This window comes from Paenibacillus sp. sgz302190 (assembly GCF_059820445.1).
The window spans coordinates 53,475-71,503 of the sequence record NZ_JBZYAO010000032.1 but is presented as its reverse complement, the minus strand read 5'-3'; the positions used below and the strand labels follow the sequence as shown (position 1 = coordinate 71,503).

17 protein-coding genes are annotated in these 18,029 nt (G+C 47.7%); 4 read left to right on the top strand and 13 right to left on the bottom strand.

The features are described from left to right. Positions 1–33 precede the first annotated feature (33 nt). From AC6RNO_RS27170 to AC6RNO_RS27160, 3 genes are all read left to right on the top strand, one after another. Positions 34–957 carry an SDR family NAD(P)-dependent oxidoreductase gene (locus tag AC6RNO_RS27170; RefSeq protein WP_497107389.1) on the top strand — a complete coding sequence of 308 codons (924 nt, stop codon included), beginning with the start codon at positions 34–36 and terminating at the stop codon, positions 955–957. 188 nt (positions 958–1,145) lie between these two features. Then, entirely contained in the window at positions 1,146–1,517 is a 372-nt protein-coding gene (locus AC6RNO_RS27165; RefSeq protein WP_488437547.1) for a hypothetical protein, read from the top strand. Beyond that, a complete protein-coding gene (locus AC6RNO_RS27160; protein WP_497107397.1) occupies positions 1,423–2,268 on the top strand; it encodes an IS110 family RNA-guided transposase in 846 nt (281 codons plus the stop codon). The genes AC6RNO_RS27165 and AC6RNO_RS27160 overlap by 95 nt, the downstream gene beginning before the upstream one ends. Before the next feature lie 798 nt (positions 2,269–3,066). On the opposite strand, the gene AC6RNO_RS27155 is transcribed toward AC6RNO_RS27160, so the two are convergent. The 7 genes from AC6RNO_RS27155 to AC6RNO_RS27125 all read right to left on the bottom strand — a co-directional run bounded on the left by AC6RNO_RS27155 (position 3,067) and on the right by AC6RNO_RS27125 (position 11,336). Next, on the bottom strand, positions 3,067–3,333 hold the full coding sequence (locus tag AC6RNO_RS27155) for a hypothetical protein (protein ID WP_497107388.1): 267 nt from the start codon (positions 3,331–3,333) through the stop codon (positions 3,067–3,069). A 58-nt stretch (positions 3,334–3,391) separates the two neighbouring features. Beyond that, positions 3,392–3,529 carry an MBL fold metallo-hydrolase gene (locus AC6RNO_RS27150; RefSeq protein WP_497107396.1) on the bottom strand — a complete coding sequence of 46 codons (138 nt, stop codon included), beginning with the start codon at positions 3,527–3,529 and terminating at the stop codon, positions 3,392–3,394. Positions 3,530–3,587: 58 nt separating this feature from the next. After that, positions 3,588–3,752 (bottom strand): DUF1330 domain-containing protein, encoded by a 165-nt coding sequence (locus tag AC6RNO_RS27145; protein ID WP_497107387.1) that lies wholly within the window; start codon positions 3,750–3,752, stop codon positions 3,588–3,590. A gap of 148 nt (positions 3,753–3,900) precedes the next feature. Then, positions 3,901–4,944, bottom strand: coding sequence for an NAD-dependent epimerase/dehydratase family protein (locus AC6RNO_RS27140; protein WP_497107386.1), 1,044 nt, complete (start codon positions 4,942–4,944; stop codon positions 3,901–3,903). Positions 4,945–5,197: 253 nt separating this feature from the next. Further along, on the bottom strand, positions 5,198–5,659 hold the full coding sequence (locus AC6RNO_RS27135; protein WP_474683538.1) for an RrF2 family transcriptional regulator: 462 nt from the start codon (positions 5,657–5,659) through the stop codon (positions 5,198–5,200). Between the two features lie 343 nt (positions 5,660–6,002). Further along, positions 6,003–6,710, bottom strand: coding sequence for an SDR family NAD(P)-dependent oxidoreductase (locus AC6RNO_RS27130; RefSeq protein ID WP_497107385.1), 708 nt, complete (start codon positions 6,708–6,710; stop codon positions 6,003–6,005). Between the two features lie 1,221 nt (positions 6,711–7,931). Continuing rightward, the gene (locus tag AC6RNO_RS27125) at positions 7,932–11,336 is read right to left on the bottom strand and encodes an S-layer homology domain-containing protein (RefSeq protein ID WP_497107384.1); all 3,405 of its coding nucleotides are present in this window, start codon (positions 11,334–11,336) and stop codon (positions 7,932–7,934) included. A gap of 158 nt (positions 11,337–11,494) precedes the next feature. Between AC6RNO_RS27125 and AC6RNO_RS27120 the strand changes: the two genes are divergently transcribed. Continuing rightward, a complete protein-coding gene (locus tag AC6RNO_RS27120) occupies positions 11,495–12,241 on the top strand; it encodes a TetR family transcriptional regulator (protein WP_497107383.1) in 747 nt (248 codons plus the stop codon). Here AC6RNO_RS27120 and AC6RNO_RS27115 read toward each other — a convergent pair. The 6 genes from AC6RNO_RS27115 to AC6RNO_RS27090 form a co-directional block, all read right to left on the bottom strand. Further along, the gene (locus AC6RNO_RS27115) at positions 12,171–12,476 is read right to left on the bottom strand and encodes a glycoside hydrolase family 78 protein (protein ID WP_497107382.1); all 306 of its coding nucleotides are present in this window, start codon (positions 12,474–12,476) and stop codon (positions 12,171–12,173) included. The two genes, AC6RNO_RS27120 and AC6RNO_RS27115, sit on opposite strands and share 71 nt — an antisense overlap. 222 nt (positions 12,477–12,698) lie before the next feature. Further along, positions 12,699–15,143 carry a glycoside hydrolase family 3 N-terminal domain-containing protein gene (locus AC6RNO_RS27110; RefSeq protein WP_497107381.1) on the bottom strand — a complete coding sequence of 815 codons (2,445 nt, stop codon included), beginning with the start codon at positions 15,141–15,143 and terminating at the stop codon, positions 12,699–12,701. Between the two features lie 34 nt (positions 15,144–15,177). Beyond that, complete coding sequence (locus AC6RNO_RS27105) at positions 15,178–15,579, bottom strand: hypothetical protein (RefSeq protein WP_497107380.1); 402 nt, start codon at positions 15,577–15,579, stop codon at positions 15,178–15,180. Continuing rightward, complete coding sequence (locus AC6RNO_RS27100) at positions 15,497–16,060, bottom strand: family 43 glycosylhydrolase (RefSeq protein ID WP_497107379.1); 564 nt, start codon at positions 16,058–16,060, stop codon at positions 15,497–15,499. The genes AC6RNO_RS27105 and AC6RNO_RS27100 overlap by 83 nt, the downstream gene beginning before the upstream one ends. Positions 16,061–16,110: 50 nt before the next feature. Further along, positions 16,111–16,995 (bottom strand): carbohydrate ABC transporter permease, encoded by an 885-nt coding sequence (locus AC6RNO_RS27095; protein ID WP_474683530.1) that lies wholly within the window; start codon positions 16,993–16,995, stop codon positions 16,111–16,113. A gap of 22 nt (positions 16,996–17,017) precedes the next feature. Beyond that, positions 17,018–17,974: an ABC transporter permease subunit gene (locus AC6RNO_RS27090; RefSeq protein ID WP_497107378.1), complete on the bottom strand. Its 957-nt coding sequence runs from the start codon at positions 17,972–17,974 to the stop codon at positions 17,018–17,020. Positions 17,975–18,029 lie beyond the last annotated feature (55 nt).

The window sequence follows — 18,029 nt, the reverse complement described above, 5'->3', positions numbered from 1 at the left end:
TAAGGAGGAATTGAAATTAAAAAGGAAACCATTATGAAAAGAACTGCCCGTACCACACAAGCATGGGTCATCACCGGCCCTACGTCCGGCATTGGCCGTCGCACCGCGCTCGAGCTCGCCAAACACGGCACCGTTGTGTTAGTCGGGCGTGACCCTAATAAGCTCAGCGAAGTCAAAGCTGAGATCAACGCCTTGCCCGGCGGTCACGCTTTGTCAGTCGTCTGCGACTTCGCCGACATCAAAAGTGTTCACCGAGCTGCTGCTGAGATCGTCGCGCTCAAGCTTCCGATCGCCGGTCTAGCGAACAATGCGGGTATTATGCCGATGAGGGGCGGCCGGAGTGCGCAGGGTTGGGACCTCGCTTTCGCGACAAATCACCTTGGACCGTTCGTATTCACGGAGGCGCTAATTCCACATCTGCCAGACGGTGCAAATGTCGTGTTCACCTGTTCGGGCGTTGAGGATCCTCAGCGAAAGCCCGCTGTTGTTGCTGGCTTCCGCGGTGGGCGTTACATCTCCGCCGAGTCAAGCGCACGAGGCGAATGGGAACCCGGCGGTTCTTCGAAGCTGGGATATGACGCCTATGCAACCTCAAAGCAGTGCAATCTTGCGACGGTTTTCGCATTCACGCGTGAGATACCGCGTCTGCGATTCAACGCCGTCGAGCCGGGTTTCAACCCCGGCACCGGTCTTGGCCGCGACGCGAATGCCGTTCTTCAGTTTATCGCGAAGTATGTGATGTCTCCACTAGCCCCTTTAATCAAGTACTGGAGCACCCCGAAGCGAGCCGCTCGCGTTATTACCAAGGTTCTAACCGACACGTCCGATGCGACCGGAGTGTACTACGACGAGAATGGAAAGCCTATGCTTGCCTCGGCACAGGCACGTGACGTGCAGTTCAGCGAACGAGTCGTAGACGAGACTCGAAAGCTGCTTGCCACAGTCCGCATGGGTTAAAATATTCGCATGTTAGTTGAGAAAAGGCCGCCGACTGGATCGGCGGCCTTTATTGAGCTATTGTACCCGTTAGTCATAATGAACGAGGCGGCCCCTCATTCGCCTAACGTAGGTTGCTTTTGGTTAGAATGTGTAGTGGATTCTACTTAAAACCAAATGCAGAGCTACATTCGAAAGGAGCCGCTATTATGAAGGATTACACAAAATATGTTGGTTTAGACGTATCAAAAGATTCAATTTCTGTTGCTGTCGCAGATACTGGACGTGGTGAACCACGTTTTCTCGGAAACATCCCACACACTCCTGAAGCTATCCGCAAGCTCATGAAAAAAATAGGCTCTCCTGAACATTTGTATGTTTGCTACGAAGCAGGACCAACTGGGTATGGCCTTTTCAGATTTCTGCTTTCTCTCGGTATTGACTGTATAGTTGTTGCACCAACCCTTATTCCACGACGCGCGGGAGATCAACAAAACGGACCGAAGAGATGCATTAAGGCTCGCACAGCTTCTTCGAGCTGGCGAACTTACACCTGTTTGGACTCCCGACGAAGACCATGAGGCTTTGAGAGACTTGGTTCGCGCTCGTCATGACGCTAAGGAAGATTTACACCGAGCTCGACTTCGCCTTGTCCAATTTTTGCTTCGCCATGATCTACGCCCGGTAAAAGGAACACGGAATTGGTCTGTTAAGCACAGAGAGTGGCTGGACAGTCTTCGTTTTGAAAAATCATCATTACGAATCGTATTTCAAGAGTATCTTCATGCCATTGATGAAGTGATGGACCGAGTGAATCGCATCGAATCTGGAATTCATGAACAAGCAACGAGTAGTGTTCATGCGCCTGTTATCCAAGCTCTTCAAACCATGCGTGGAGTAGCAGAAGTGACCGCGACCACGTTAGTAGCGGAAATCGGACAATTCTCTCGTTTTTCAAGTCCCAGGCAATTAATGTCGTACGCCGGACTTGTTCCTAAAGAATATTCAAGTGGAGCAAGTCGTTGGCAAGGATCTATCACCAAAGTTGGGAATGCTCACATTCGTCATGTCATCGTAGAATCCGCTTGGGCCTATCGTCACTCCCCTTCTTTAAAAGGACAACTCCGTGCTCGTCAGGAAGGACAAGACTCTGAGGCCAAGCGTATTGCCTGGAAAGCTCAACACCGGTTGCATCAGAAATATCATCTGATTACGTCTCGAGGGAATGCTGGAAAAAAGGCTGCCGTGGCTGTTGCCAGGGAACTCATTGGGTTCATTTGGGCTATTGGCTGTGAGATCGAAAAGAAACAGTCTGAAGCTTTGCTTGCATAGTTGTTATTCAAAAGAACTTTTTGGTATTGAAAAGGAGAATTTGAAACTTTGGCTCGGAGGCAAACCCCCGGTAAGGAGAACCCTCATGTTGAACTATGCACTAGGCACTGATTGATAGCCGAACGTGCGCCGTTAGTCAGAGGCAGCTCCGCGACGGATGGATTGAAATGCGGTACCCAACCCGCGCATATCAGACTGTTAACCACCGTCAACGTCTTTGCCTTCGTGCCAAGGTTTTAAAAGCTTTTTAAACCTTAACATACCTTGTTAAAAATGGATTTTCCCGAGTTAAAAATAAAATGAGACTGATTTATTAAAAGAGGTATTGACCGCCTCGTTCATATCAGTCAGTTCAATCTCTTAATTTTAGAAGTGCCTCATCTTGCAATCTTGTTATAATTTCATTAACAGTTTCTTCAGGGGTCAATTCAGATGAGTCCAACCACATTCCGATTCGAGGTGTTTCATTTCGCAACAGACTATCCAATCCTTCAACGGTCGAACATCCCATCCTTTCGCACCTTTAGAATTCGAAGTTCAAGCTGTGATTTTTCATATAAAGTGATAATTATTAACAAAGAACCCCACATTTCTGGAGGCCACTGAAAAAGTCACGTTTTTTCCGTGAAGAGTCGATTATTGGGTTTGATGTTAAAGAAAAACAACAAAAAACCGTTTAAAGCCATCTCACAGGCTGAAAACGGTCTTTTTTCATCTTAGAAAAACGCGAAAGGACTTTTTCAGTAGGCTCCATTTCTGCGGGTTTTTGTTTCATTTTTCTGAGAATAACATTAAAACTCAAATTAGCCAATTTAAATATTTCATTTTTTCTGAGAAAAAACGCATTTTATGAATATTCATTATTTTGAATATTATCCACTTTGTGATCTTGTTCGCAACAAGAAGGACAGCACCAGTTTTTGTACGTGCCAGGAATGACACGTGACCAATCGTGTGACCAGGTGTTGGAATGGCAAAGAATGAGCCATCGACAACACCACTCAAGCTGCCATCTGGATCTTTACGGAATGGCAATTCTTCAAGAGGCGGACGTCCAGCCAGCATACGATTGTTTGTGCCTTGCGCCATCATATTTAGGAAGAGACGGGCGTTGGCTTCGTTCTTACCAGTAGATAGGTGTTTCTTTAGGGACAGCTGGTAGACCTGTTACGTGGTCGAGATGGATGTGTGTCAAAAAGATACCCGCGAGAGGCGCTCCCTCGGCTGCAATCACATCTTCAGTGCTTGGCTGGGCGTTCATGTCGTTGATACCACTATATTTTCTAAGCACCCAGCCAACACCAACTCCGCTTGGATCCTCAACAAGACGCTTGCTGACTCCCTTCTGGTACCAAGTGATTGCCTCCGCTCACCAGAAAGCGAGCACCATACTTCTTCAAAATTTCAGGGGTAGCTGCCATGTATGCTTGAAATTTTTCCATGTCGTGGACATCAATGCCTATGACCCAATAGCCTTTAACCATTCCTCTTACTCCTCCTGCCATTCGCTATTTATTTTCGCATTAACGCTGGACCAAGCGTGCTAATTACGAAATCAGAATGATCAATAGCTTGATGAACCAAAGCTTGATTATTTAGCTCTCCGACGTTCGGCCACCCCTTTCTCGTATGTCACCTCAGGACTTCAGCCAGCCAGGCGTCCTCGGCCGCGTAGTCGAAGAGGTACGGCTGCGCATAGGCCAACAACGGGAAGACTTCTCTCCAGTCCCGTCCTGCCAGTTGCCCCGCCAGCCACTCGACCGTCTCCATCAGGCTCTGGGCGTGGGCCGCCACTGGCCGGTAGCCCAACTCCCGTTCGGCAGCGGCCATGTCGCAGATTACTGGGTGATCAACCATCCATGGTGTTTTTCCCACGGACCGCGACGGAGCCGGACCGTCCAGCAGTAACGTCTCGGGAGCCTCTACGCCCATCACAGCATCAATTGCCGCTCCGATCTCGGCCACTGTTAGCACCTCAGGGTCACAGGCGTTGAGCACGCGAGAGCCTGGGTTCGCAGCCGCCAGCCGAATCAACTCCGCGAGATTGTAAACGCTCACCCGATGGAAAAGACCTGCCCCACGGTACTCAAGAACTCGTTGACGCCGCCCGTCAAGGTTACGCTTGATGAAGTACAACTCGTAGGGAAAGGAACTGTATAGGCCGTAAACAGCGCCCGCGCGCAGTATCGTTGTTGGCAACTGGTTGCCCGCAGCAAGTAGTTCTTGCTCCATAGCCGCCTTGCCGGTGCTGTAGGTGGCCTCGCCGGGCCGGATCGTCCGCTGGCTCTCGAGGATCGGCACCGGGAAGTGGGGGAAGCCGTCCGGTTCCGCCACCGTCTCGAAGTTCCGCCCCTTGTCGTCCTCGTATACTAGCGTTGTGGAAAGGACCACCGCCGAGCCGATGCGATCCGCCAAAGCAGTCAACTGCCGTGCGTGTGCCGCACCGTAAGAGACGACATCCACTACCACGTCACAGCCGTCGCCGATTGCGGCGGCCAGGGCCGCATCATCGGCCCGATCGGCCTGCGTGACCCGTACCTCGTCAGGCCATCTTTCGTCCCGCCCCCCGCTCCGGGAAACCGCTGTTACATCCCAGCCGTCCCGCGCCAGCGCATCCACTGCCGCTCGCCCAATCTGTCCCGTCGCCCCGATCACCACAGCACGTTTCTTTTCCATAGTAATTCCTCCATTTATAATTATTTAAACAAACACATGAACTAAAGCTTGATTATTTAGCTCTCCGACGATAATCTTCAAATTCGGATTTGACATTTCAGTGCGATCTGGACTTCTAACATATGCGATAACCGCATTTTCTTTTGAGGCTCCTTTCTTTTTTTGTGCTTGTATTAAGCACAATTTATTCTAATAAAAAGTTGCATATGATCTTGCAACTTAATGTTAGCTATAGAGCTTTATTGTTTGTTCTTTAAATGAATTGGACTCGATCCATTAATTGAGCAATCGTGTAACTTCGCAAATACTCAATTGTCTTTAATTCGGCTTCCTGGAGAATCTTTTCAAGTTCAACATCGAACTGTTCAACATCTAACCGTTCTCCGGCTTCGCAATCATAATCCACTTTATAATCCGCTTTAATTTCGGCATCATTGGAAACACTACTTATTGCTTCGTATATATCGCCTAATGTAATCTCTGCTGAAGATTTTCTTAAAAAATATCCACCCTCCCGTCCGCCTTTTGATTCAACAATACCGGCATTGTTCAATGACTGCATAACTCTGCGAATAAAAGTAGCATGCGAATCGACTTGACTCGCTATCATCGCACTGTTTATCAAATTGCCACTTTTGGCTATCCAAAGAATGGCTTGAATCGCTATTTTTAACCGAGGGGGACCAATGTGAACACCACGAGACGCTGTACTCAATATTCTCCCTCCTTCCCAATTCAAATTGAAACTTTAATAAGCACGTTATAAACAATGAAACATCTATATACAAAGGGGTTTTTAAATTTTAGCATTTATTCTTGTCGCGTTGCTCAAAGACTGCCCATTATTAAACCAAAGTATCCAATACGGGACAATCAACGTTTTTTGTAAACTAGGAGAATGCGTTAGCTCAATGATTATTTAGAAGCAATTCACCTGCTTTGCGAGGACCAGGTGAATTGCTTCTTTCTTTAACTTTTCGGCTATGTGATTGCTGAAGTTCATTGACTTAAATAATAAACCCATACGCTGAATGTAAAGTTTAAAAGGGATTATTTTGTTACCAACTGATCTCGGAGCGATCTCTAAAAAACTTGCCGGTCGTTCCTACATCACCCGTCGCCAGCCAAACAGCCGTATCGGCCCCTTGCTCAACCGATCTCGGAGCGGCGGCAGTGCCCATATCGGTACGAACCCATCCCGGACATATCGAATTTACCGTGATTTTGCTGTTACTTATGTCTCCTGCCAATTTTATCGTAAGCGCGTTCAGGGCAGTTTTGGACATACTGTATGCAAAATTTCCGCCATACCCGCCCATACCATCATTTAAAGCTCCCATGCTGCTGGATACATTGACGATTCTGCCGTCTGTACTGCTTTGCATTAAAGGTATGAGCACTTGCGATAAGAGAAGCGGACCGTACACATTCGTTTCCATCGTAGTTCGAACCGTATCCAAATCGATATTTGTCGTATCCTTATTACCATCGATATTGATGCCTGCATTATTGACCAGAATATCAACGACTCCGAATTGCTCCCGGATGTCGTAAGCCAGCTTGCGAATACTGGACTCGTTAGACACATCAAGCTGGTGAAAATGAACGTCAAGCCCTTCCTGCTTCAATTTGTCACTGGCCGCCATCCCTTTGTCTTCTTCACGAGCCGTCATGATGACGGTGACGCCAAGCTTTCCTAGCTGTTTGGCAATTTCAAACCCGATCCCCCGATTCGCTCCCGTAACGATCGCAATTTTTCTTCTCATACGGATATCCTCCTCATTTTCATCTTCTTTATTCATGCTCAACGACCAGAAACGTTCATTTGTCGCTTCATCATTTGTTCCAGGCGATGTTTTCACTGCTTCGCGCTTGTCAAAATATTGCCCGTTCACAACTTGCACGTTAGGCGAAGTGGCAAGATATACAGGAGTTTCGACCCCTTTTTCCGTTTTTGCCGAGATCAGCCCGAACATAAACTGCATGAAGCTCGGCATTTGCTTGAGCAAGCTCGACTTTGATCAGTCCGGGATGCAAGCTGTTGATCGTCACATCCGTACCTTCCAGACACTTAGCCATTTCCTTCGCAAAAATGACTAGGCCGAGCTTAGTCGGGCCTACCGCTTTTAAGCCGGCTTTAAGTCAAATCGAAAAATTCCCGGTCTTTTTTTCCGAGAACGACCAGATCGTAATAAACAAAACTGGTAAACCCACGTGAATGCAATTCACTTGAAGTTGCTATTCCGATACTTGGCACCTGTAACTGTAACTATTTCATTTTCATGTTGCCGCCCCCTCATTATTCAATTGACACTATGTCAGTAATTATATTACACAATAACTTACATTTTGTCAACTAACCCATTATAATAAGCTCAAAGGGAGATCGGAACAGATAGGCACACGCCCGTCGATTTATAACTATTACAAGACGAAGGACAAGGTATTGCTGGACCTTCTGGCGCGGGAATTGCTACGTTAGCAAGCCAGTCTGTTGGAAGCAGAAGACTGGATTCAGTGGGGACTTCGCTGCCGACTCACTCCGATGGTCGAAGTGGCCAAAATGCTGCAAAACCACTACGATGGCGTTGTCCGATGCACCACAATCAGCTACTAAGTGCGGTGTCCGTTTAATTGATGATATGGCCGGACTTGCTTACCATTTATCGAATGGAGAAGGGTACGAAGGAGCCAAGATGTCCAGGTTAAAATAAAGAAAAGCCGGTGCTATAACCGGCCAGGAGACTATCAAGCAAAAAGTGTAACCTTTGAAAAGGAATCTAGCAAACAAGTGCCGAGGGCTTGACCTGGAGCCTCTGGCGGGTCCGGCGTACGCGCGATGGGCGAAGGGGCAGGGCCTTTTTAGCGTCGGGCATCAGCCTACCAGACCCGCCGCCTTCACCTCAAGCCCCGCTTTTAGCGTACTTGAACGCGATCGGGATAACAAACCGTTAATTGCAACAAAACTTGGGAAATCCATCCCTTTTTTACCACTCATTTACTAACTTTAAGATGTTGTTTGTGATTACTGCCGCTTGCGCGCGAGTTGCTTGAGAATTCGGTGCGTATTCACCGTTGCCTAATCCGCTAATTATTCCAGCTGATTGCAGTGCAATAACTGCTTCTAACGCATACGGAGAAATTGTATCTACATCCGCAAATGCTATAGGGGCATCTACTCTCAACACAAGCCCAGCATATACTAAAACTTTATAAGCCATTACGGCCATATCCTGTCTGGTAATTTCGTCATCCCCACCAAAACTGCCGTCTGTTCTGCCGTTAACAATGCCTAATTGGTGTGCTGTTGCAACCGCGTCAAAGTACCACGTGTCTGTCCTGACATCAGAAAAAGTTGTCACCGCACCTGCCTTAGCAGTTAATTCGAATACATTCATCAACATGGATAAAAATTCAGCTCTTGTCACTTTTTCGTCAGGATTGAAGCGTTCATTATCCACACCTTTAACTATTCCTCGTGAAGCTAACACCTCGATTGGATCCTTCGCCCATACTTGCTTTACATCTGCAAAGTTCACTTCGGCATATGCCACTGCATACTGACTAAAGTGCTTAGGCTTGAATTCCACCTTACCTTTGGCTGGATTATACTTGCCATTCTTTACAATCTCCAGTTCTCCGTTATCTTTAATGTAGTAAATAACAACCTTGTTCGGATTCTCACCAGGCTTCAACTGATATGGCACTGCTACTTGAACATCACTTCGACCATCGAACTTACTAACCTTCAGACCGTCAACCGATAGATTAAAATCGTACACTACAGCATCTTTTAATCGAGCTCGTATCTCAGCCGGTAAGCTGGAGGTATCCACTTTAGCCACTGAAACCTTCACATTCTTGGCTGCTGCTGAACTCTTTGAAATTAGTTTAGTGGAAACAGTTATTGTAGCCAATTCAGTATCAATTTCGATATCTTTAATCGGTGCTGTTTCTTTACTTAAAAGTTTATCAACCGGAACTTCGACTTCCATTTGATTTGTATTTGTAGAAGTCTCTACTTTAATATGAAGTTTGTTGCCTTCAGTTTGTTCAAGTACGCTCTTCATCGTTACAGCATCCAGCTTAACTGTCGCTGTTCCGTCAGCATTTGTCATCGGTTTAACAAGTACTTGACCGTTAGTCACAATTGCGTTGTCAGACGTGTTTTGGGTGGAACCGTTGCCAGACGTGTTTTGGGCGGAACCTCCACTACCGTTATTGCTTGGGCTATTTGGTGATGATTCGACTACAACGCGAACGCGATCCAGATTCTCAACCAGTGCGTATGGAGTCTTCGTGTCACCATCACGTTGGGAGGTCACTTTCAGCGATGGGAAGTAGGTACCTGGTTTGGTATAAGTGTAATACACCGATGCTGTAACCGAAGACGTGTCATACACCGATGCCGTCACCGAAGACTTGTCATACACCGATGCTGTAACCGAAGGCTCCGGTGTTCCGAAAGGCATTTCCGTGAAATTGCCCGTACCTTCGAAGTCCCATTTCGTGCTTACAACCTTGCCGTAACCAGACGGGACTGCAGCTTTCCCCTCGAAGGTAACGCGTTGACCGGCTTCAACATGTATCGTATTACTGTTATTCACTAAAAGATCAACGACAGGCTGTATTCCTTTTCGTTCATCGGCACTCTCCGGTAACTTAATCTGACTTTCGACTACATCGTAGTGAGTAGATTCTGCAGGAGCCACACCTTGTTCTACCCAGGCACTTAAGTCACGAAGCGCCTGCTGAAAAATGCCATCATACTTCACTACAACAGGACTGCGAGGTTCACCATCGTAATGGTCTGCATTGTCGGTGTACCATAGCCGGAAATTATCATCGAAGCTTTCTCCAAGGGACTCCTTCACTCTTGCACGATACCAGTCCCCATTCCAAGGAAGAGCACCTAGATCGAGCAGGTTTGTGATTAAGATGACTTTCCCTTGAATTTTTCCGCTGTGCGAAGATACTCCCCCGCCGGCCACGCCACCAATGATCATGGGTCCAATCTCCATTGGACGCTGTGGGTAAATCGGCGTTCCATCAGCCGCTCTGAACTGATCCCAAGGATAAAAGCCAGGCCTGCTCGGAACCTGATGACGATGGTACGAAAGTAATGCTAGGGACCAACGGTTGTCGATATGCAATTTAACACCATTCTTTATGGCGTTCAATACGTTGGCAGAGTTTCCGCTCCCGATCGTGAATACTTTAGTCGCTGTATCCAGTGAACCTGTCAGTTTTCCGACCTCTGTCTTTCCATCAACCGCATAAAGTGTGTAATCCGTACCGGTTCGAGTCAGTTTCGTCGGTGGGCCATTCACAGAAAAACTAATCGGTACATTATGCTCATCCCGAATGACTTGCGTTATAGTGGCGAATTGGTCGACCTTGGCGCTCCGGAACAAATCGCCGAGGTCCGATTGTTCCGTCCCCAGATAGCCTGGTTTAGTCCAGAAGTCTTCGACATAAGTGCTATCCGTTGCTCGAATCACGTCCGCGAAGCCGAGGAGCGCCTCAGGATTGCTCAGACCGAGCGCCTTGTAATTCTCCCATGCCTTAAGCGGTATCCCCAACTGCGTTACCTCTCGCAGCACTGACCTCTCCATTTCATTCAAAATGGCATAAGGATCACCACTGCCTCCTGGGTTTAGTGCATCCGCAATCTGTGGCGCCTTGTCATTCAGTACAAACCCCGCAAAGGCTAGTATGAATGCGCTATTCGGAATAGATGTCGGTATGGCCGGGACAAAAGGTACAGCACCATCCCATACCCCCGAGGTATTCTCAATGGCACCAACAGTTTGAATGGAGCCGCCGCTGCCTCCGTAAATGTAGCCGTAGATCCGATTGGAAGTGCCGTAGTACTCCGCAGCTACCTTTTTTGAAAATTTTGCGGCGGCTGCATCGACCCGGTATCCGCCGCCTCCGTTTGTCTGTACCGTATACGCACCGCTGTCTGCGCCAAAGCTGATCGTTACGTCCCTGGCATTCTCGTCAAAAAGCGGATATACCAGTTGGAAAAAACGCCCTTTCCACTGGCTCTTCGGCGGGAAGTAAAAGTTGAACTTCTTATCCGTGCCCTCAAAGTGGCCAGATACTTTTCGATGCGGTACCGGGGTGATCAGATCGGTCACAGTGTCTATAACCGGTTGATTGTAATCCGGATCCTCGCATTCAGGAGTGATCCATATAGGCCCGGATACTTGCTGCGATGTACACTCCTCAACTGACGTAGACTTGGTCTTCTCTAACGGCTCCGCAGCGGCACTTATACTCGGTGTTAATAAAGTACTCCACATAATCACCGCACCGGCCGCAGCAGCTATCCGTTCAAATAGTTTAGAGCATTTAAATTTCTTTTTTGTTTTTTTAGATATCTTCATCGTCTTCCTCCCCTTCAAATAGAAAAATAGCCGTAAATAATTTAACGAAACTCTTAACGATTCGAATCTGCAAGCGCTTACGGAATTAACAATCTACCTCCTCATTTATTTAATGAGATTTCCTGAAATAAGTATATTTCAATCAAATATATAGCGTAATGAGACTTTGTTTAGATTCTAGACTTCCATTTGCAATTTTTCTGAAAAGGCTGAGCATTTTTCTGTCCGGCAGGCGATTCCGTAAAACTAAACCGGTAAACCCACGTGAATGCAATTCACTTGAAGTTGCTATCTCGATACTTTGCACCTGCAGCAGACAGGAAGAAATCATCAATGCCTGCGACACATTATTCAGTCAAAGCGGATATGAAGGCGTAACATTTAAGGCAATTTCCGAAATGACTTCTTTTACACGCCCGTCGATTTATAACTATTACAAGACGAAAGACGAGGTATTGCTGGACCTTCTGGCGCGGGAATTGCTACGTTGGCAAGCCAGTCTGTTGGAAATAATAAACACCACAGCTAAGATGACAAAGGAACAATATAGCGGCTTTCTGACGAAGACTTTGTTATCGCATGAAAAGATGTTGAAGCTGCTTTCCATATTCTTTTCAGTTCTCGAGATCAACAGCAGTGTTGAAAAGCTTGCAGATTTCAAAAAGGTTACCCATTTTCTGGACACTATATTTGCAAGCTTGGACAAATATTTTCCTGAAGCGGCCCCAGAAAACAAGGCCACCTTCGTTTGGTCGTTTTCGGTGTATATTCTGGGGCTGTATCCGATATCTCATCTGTCGCAAAAACAGCTTGAGGCTATTCAGTTAGCCGGGATTAATTACTCCAAACCAGATCTTGAATATTTGTGTTACCACGGGATACTTCCACTACTTTCTGGCTTGTGATATTACGTTCACCAAATCTATTTTTATAGGAATTATGGTATGGTAGGTAAAAAATGGTGGGTCTTAGGACCGGCGTATTCGATGTGAAATCGCCATGATTTGCGACCTCGATTTGATAGGCCGATTGGATAAAGCCTCTCTTCTCCGATGTCAGTTCCCAGTTGAGCCGGGGACGAGTATCGTCTATACCCAATGGATTCTTTCTGTAATTCACCTGAAGGTTCGTAACATGCAAAATAGCTCATATTAATCTTCGCTCCTTTAGGATCGCGGCTTGTAAAAAAACAGTAAGTACCCGCGATTACAACGGATTACTTACTGTTCTCTTTTATTTCCGCTTGCTGCTTAGCAAATAGGCTTCGTTTGGCGTCTACATCTTTCCAACCAATCCAATCAGCATGTATATCCTTGCCGCTCCTATCCCCTTTGAAAACTCTCTTATCGCATCGGCCATCCTTTACGACTGAATGCTTGCATCTGCATAAAACCCTCTTGTTTTTCCGTCAATGAACAAGTCGGAGCAAATCCGGAAAGAGCCTTTAGCCCGGATGTCATGGGAAGAAGCCCCAACCATAACCTCGATTTCACCCGCTTCAATTTTCCATGTCATGTTGGTATCAAGAAAAGCAAATTGACCCGGATCCATATGGAATCGGACCGTTCTCGTCTCGTTCGGTTTCACCGGGACTCTAACGAAACCTGCCAGTTCTTGTACGGGACGTACGACACTCGCATATTTGTCGCGTATGTAGAGCTGAACGACTTCCTCGCCGAATACCTCTCCCGTATTCGTTACGTCGACTGTGACGACAACTTGCTCAGCAGGCTCATACGCTTCCTTGCTGACGGTCATGTTCGAATAACGGAAGGAAGTGTACGATAAGCCATGTCCAAAGTAATACCGGGGCTCGCGAGGGCAATCCAGATAACTCGTATAATCGTTCATCGTGCCGACATGGTAGCTCGATCCTTGATCGTGATTATAGAAAAGAGTCACTTGTCCGGCGTTGTAAGCGATCGAAACAGGCAATCTTCCAGCCGGATTATAATCGCCGAATAAAATATCCGTCACGGCTTTCGCACCGTATTGTCCCGGATTCCAAGCTTCGAGAACAGCGTCGATGTGCTGGTCTGCCATGTCGCTCGATATCGGTCTGCCGTCAAAATGAACCGCGACCGTCGGCTTCTTCAAAGCCGCCAATTTCCGGATGAAGCTTTCCTGGCAGTCCGGAAGCCCAATATTCGTCGCATCGATCCCTTCGCCCGTTGTGCTGAACATGCCCCAGCCATGCTTCCCGCCTAAAGTAAAGATGACTACGTCCGCTTCTGCTGCCACCGCCAATGCCTCATCATGCATGGACGTATCGTTCCCGGCATAGGCGTAACCATAAGCGTAAGTCACTTCGGCATTCGGACATTCAAGAATGATCTGCTCGAGCAGATTATTACATGTCGGATAATGCTTTCTGACGAGTTCCTCCGTTTTCGGGCTTTCGACCTGCACGATACTTCCGGGATACGTGTAGTGATTCTTAGCCACGCCGAACTCGCTCGCATTCAGATTTGAAATTTTCTCAAAGTCCACGCCTGCCATCGTGTTCCCGACATTGTGCATGGCATCGAACAAGCTCGTATACGAATAGCCGCCGAAAAACGATCTGGTGGATGCCGCATGGTGGCCGATAACGGCGATTTTCTTTTGCGCGTTCCTTTGCAACGGAAGCAGGCCATCATTCTTCAGCAGAACGATCGATTGACGCGCTGCTTCCAAGCTGGTTGCTTTATTATTAGGATCTGCATAAATCCGTTCCACGGCATCGCTCGACATCGGATAAGGATTCTCGAACAAGCCCAATTCAAACTTCGCGATCAATACGCGACGGACAGCTTGATCGAGAAACTCCATGGAGATCTTCCCGTCCCGAATACGCTGCATTAACTCGTCGTTATAGCAGTCTTTCGAAGGCAACTCTACTTCCATTCCGGCCTTCAAGGACAATTCACCGGCATCCGTTATGGTCTCGGCAACCCTATGCCTCGAATGAATCTCAGAGATGGAGACGTAGTCGGATACGATCAAGCCGTCAAAGCCCATTTCCCCGCGCAGAAATTCGGTGAGGTACTTACGGGAACCAGCTACGGGCTCGCCATCGACGGTGCTGTAAGTATTCATGATCGATTTCATGTTTGCAAGCGTCATAGCAGCCTGGAATGGCTTCGCATAAACCTCCCGAAGCATTCTTGGCGGAACCGGCGTCGACGCAGCATGAATGCCTCCCTGGGTCATATGGTAGCCGATAAAATGCTTGGCGCATGCCAGCATCCCTTCTTTGAGGTCACCATCGTTTTGCAAACCCGACACATAAGCCGTTCCCATTGCCGCCGCCAATGCCGGGTCTTCCCCATACGTTTCACCAAGACGACCGAAGCGAGGATCGCGGTTAATATCCAGCACGGGGGCGAACGCATGCGAAACGCCGACGGCCCGGGCCTGATTGCGAATAATTGTGGCCAGTTCCTTCTGAAGCGCGGGGTTCCAGGTGGAGGCTTGTCCGATTCCCGTCGGGAAGCTTGTTGCTTCAGGAAGCATTGCACCGGTTAATGTTTCCACATGAAAAATAGCGGGGATGCTGTGTTCGCTTAACTCCATAATTTTATTCTGGATGTGGGTAACATTTTCAACGACGGACTCCTTGTTATCCAATCCACCCGCGAATAACATGACGACTTCCCCTGCGCCCTGGGGAAAGTCCTTCTCCAGCTTTTCAATCGACCCTTTATCCGGCATATAGCCGACAATTTGGCCCATTTTTTCTTCAATACTCATACGCTGCAATAAATCTTCCGCACGCTCTTGAGCAGATAGGGAAGAATCCAAATAGTTAAACGTTCTTCTGTCCATGCGTATCTTCCACTCCCGTTTAAGTCAATTATTATTATTCGTAATCCTCTGTTTTCCATTCTTCCTTCCAATCCAGGTAAGCCATTGTCCCATCAAACCGGACCGGAAGCCATACATAATCGGAATTGCAAGTATCGAAATCGATCGATACAGGCAGTTTGTCTTCCTCTTTCAGCACATAGTCGATTTCCGGGTCGAAGACCGACTTATAAATGTCGGCTGCGATGCGGGATTGCGTTCCGTCCGCAAAACGATCCCCTACAAGCTCCGGAAGGTTCGGTATCCATCGATCCGCGAGCGCGATATAGAGATCTTTCTTGAACGGGTGCTTAAAGACGGACGTAATCTGCGAATTATAAGACGTGCGCGACCGGTCGTCCGGATGCGGATCCCCCAGAACCTCCGGCGCAAATGAGTTCGGAATGGACTCTTTCAAAATAATAATAAGCTTTGCCGTCCGGCGCGACGACCAAATCGAAATCGCCGGCGCCCATGTTTAAAGGGCGAATATCTTTGTTTACGACCGTGTAGGGACCAAGGATATGGTCCGCTGTCAGGATCGTAGATTTTTGACCTTCTTGCCTCATGACTTTAACCCAACATACGAATTTCTGCGTCGACTGATTAAAGATAATATGCGGTCTGTCCATATATTGTGCAGGATGCAGCGGCGAATCAACGTCATCTACGTCCGGAGGAATGATCACGCCTTTGTCTTCCCAATTGTATAAGTCTTTGGAGGCGTAGCATCTTACTCCCCAGTGCCAAATCCCGCTGCCAGCCTTCGTCTTTTCTTTGTTTTCCCCATACCAATAGAACGTATCGCCTACGGTAATAATAGATCCGCCGTGGGCCTGAATACGTTTGCCCTCGGTGTCCAGCCATACCTGGCCCGGTCTGATCGAATTGTATGTCATGCGACTAACTCCTTCGTTGTAAACATCTTTGGGATTTCTCCTGAATACTGCTATTCTTTCACGCTGCCGAGCACGATCCCACTCATAAAGAACCGCTGCAGAAATGGATACACGAGCAGAATCGGCAGCGAACCAAGGAAGATCTGCGCGGATTTAAAGGTGCGGTCGCTGATTTTCGATAATTCCGCTATCGTTTCAAGACTTGCGTTATTAAAATTTTGCTGAATAATCACGGTCTGCAAGTAGCTTTGCAGCGGGTAATTTCCCGGCGAATTCATGAAGATGAGTCCGTCGAACCAGGAATTCCAGTGGAATACCATGGTGAACAGCGTGATGGTAGCTAAGGCCGGCGCGGATAACGGCACGTACACTTTCCAGAGTGTCGTCCAGTGGCCGGCACCATCCATAAAGGCTGCCTCTTCCAATTCCTTCGGCAAACCCCGGAAGAAATTGAGCAAGAGGATCATATTAAAGATCGGCACCGCTTGCGGCAATACAAGCGCCCATACGGAATCGAGAATTCCGGTGTACTTCACCATCATGTATAACGGAATAAGCCCGCCGTTAAAAAGCATCGTAAACACAAACACCCAAGCGTAGACTGTCCGCCCCCGGAATTTGTTTACCTCTTTCGACAGGGGGTAAGCGACGAGTATCGTCAGCACCATATTGACGCTCAAACCGACGGCAACGCGTTTGATCGTCACCAGGATCGACTTGAAAAACTCTTCTTTTCCCAGAACGTACTTATAAGATTCCAGCGTGAATTCGACCGGCCATAGCTTGACGTAACCTGCGGAGGCCGCGGAACTGGAGCTGAACGATACAGCCAGCACATGAATAAGCGGTAATATGCACAGAACCGACAAGAGAGTCAGGAAAATGTAATTAAACCCTATAAACATTTTGCGGCTCAGCGTAAAGCGTTCCACCATGATTGCTCGACTCCTCTCACTCTTAGAATATCCTGTAGTTGGCGAAACGGTAGGCAAGGAAGTAAGACCCCGAAAGCATAATCAGAGAAACGACCGATTTAAAGAGACCCACGGCAGTCGCTACTCCGTACTGTGCATCAACGATGCCAATCCGATAAACGAAGGTGTCGATAATGTCGCCTGTTTCATACACTTGAGGACTATACAAATTGTATACCTGATCGAAGCCGGCATTGAGGACTTGGCCCAAAGCCAGCGTTGCTGTCAAAATAATGATCGGCGCCATACCTGGCAAAGTCACGTATAGCGTCTGCTTCCACCGATTCGCGCCGTCAATAACCGCCGCTTCGTATAATGTTGGATTAATGCCGGTCAGCGCGGCCAAATATACGATGGTATTAAATCCGAATTCCTTCCACACGTCCGATGTAACCAGAACGGAGCGGAACCAGCCGTTGCTGCCCAAGAAATAGATCGAGTCAATTCCGAGCCAATTCAACATTTGGTTAACGATTCCGTAAGAAGGGGACAAAATATCGATCAAAACCCCTCCGAGAATAATCCAAGACAAAAAGTGCGGCAAATAGACCAAGGTCTGAACCGTTCGCTTGAACAGCTCCTTGCGAATCTCGTTAAGCAGCAAAGCAACCACGACCGGAACAATCAAACCGACCACGATCTTCATCACGGCAATGATAAGCGTATTCCAGATAATCTGAAAGGATCCAGGCAAGGCCATTACATAACGGAGGTTATCAAGGCCGTTCCACTTGGAATCGAAAATGCCTCGTGCAGGGTTGAAATCCTGGAAGGCGATGACGGCGCCGAGCATAGGACCGTAACTATAGACGAGAATTAAGATCAGCCCTGGCAGAATCATCAGATGTAAGGGCAATTGAAACTTCCAAGCGCGCTTTTTCCCCGGCTTAGCCGCCGATTCCACGATTGTTATTCGATCTTCTGTCACTTTATTCAACACGGCGGATCATCCTTTCTTGCCCATATGGCCGAATTCTGCCCTCACAAAGGACAGA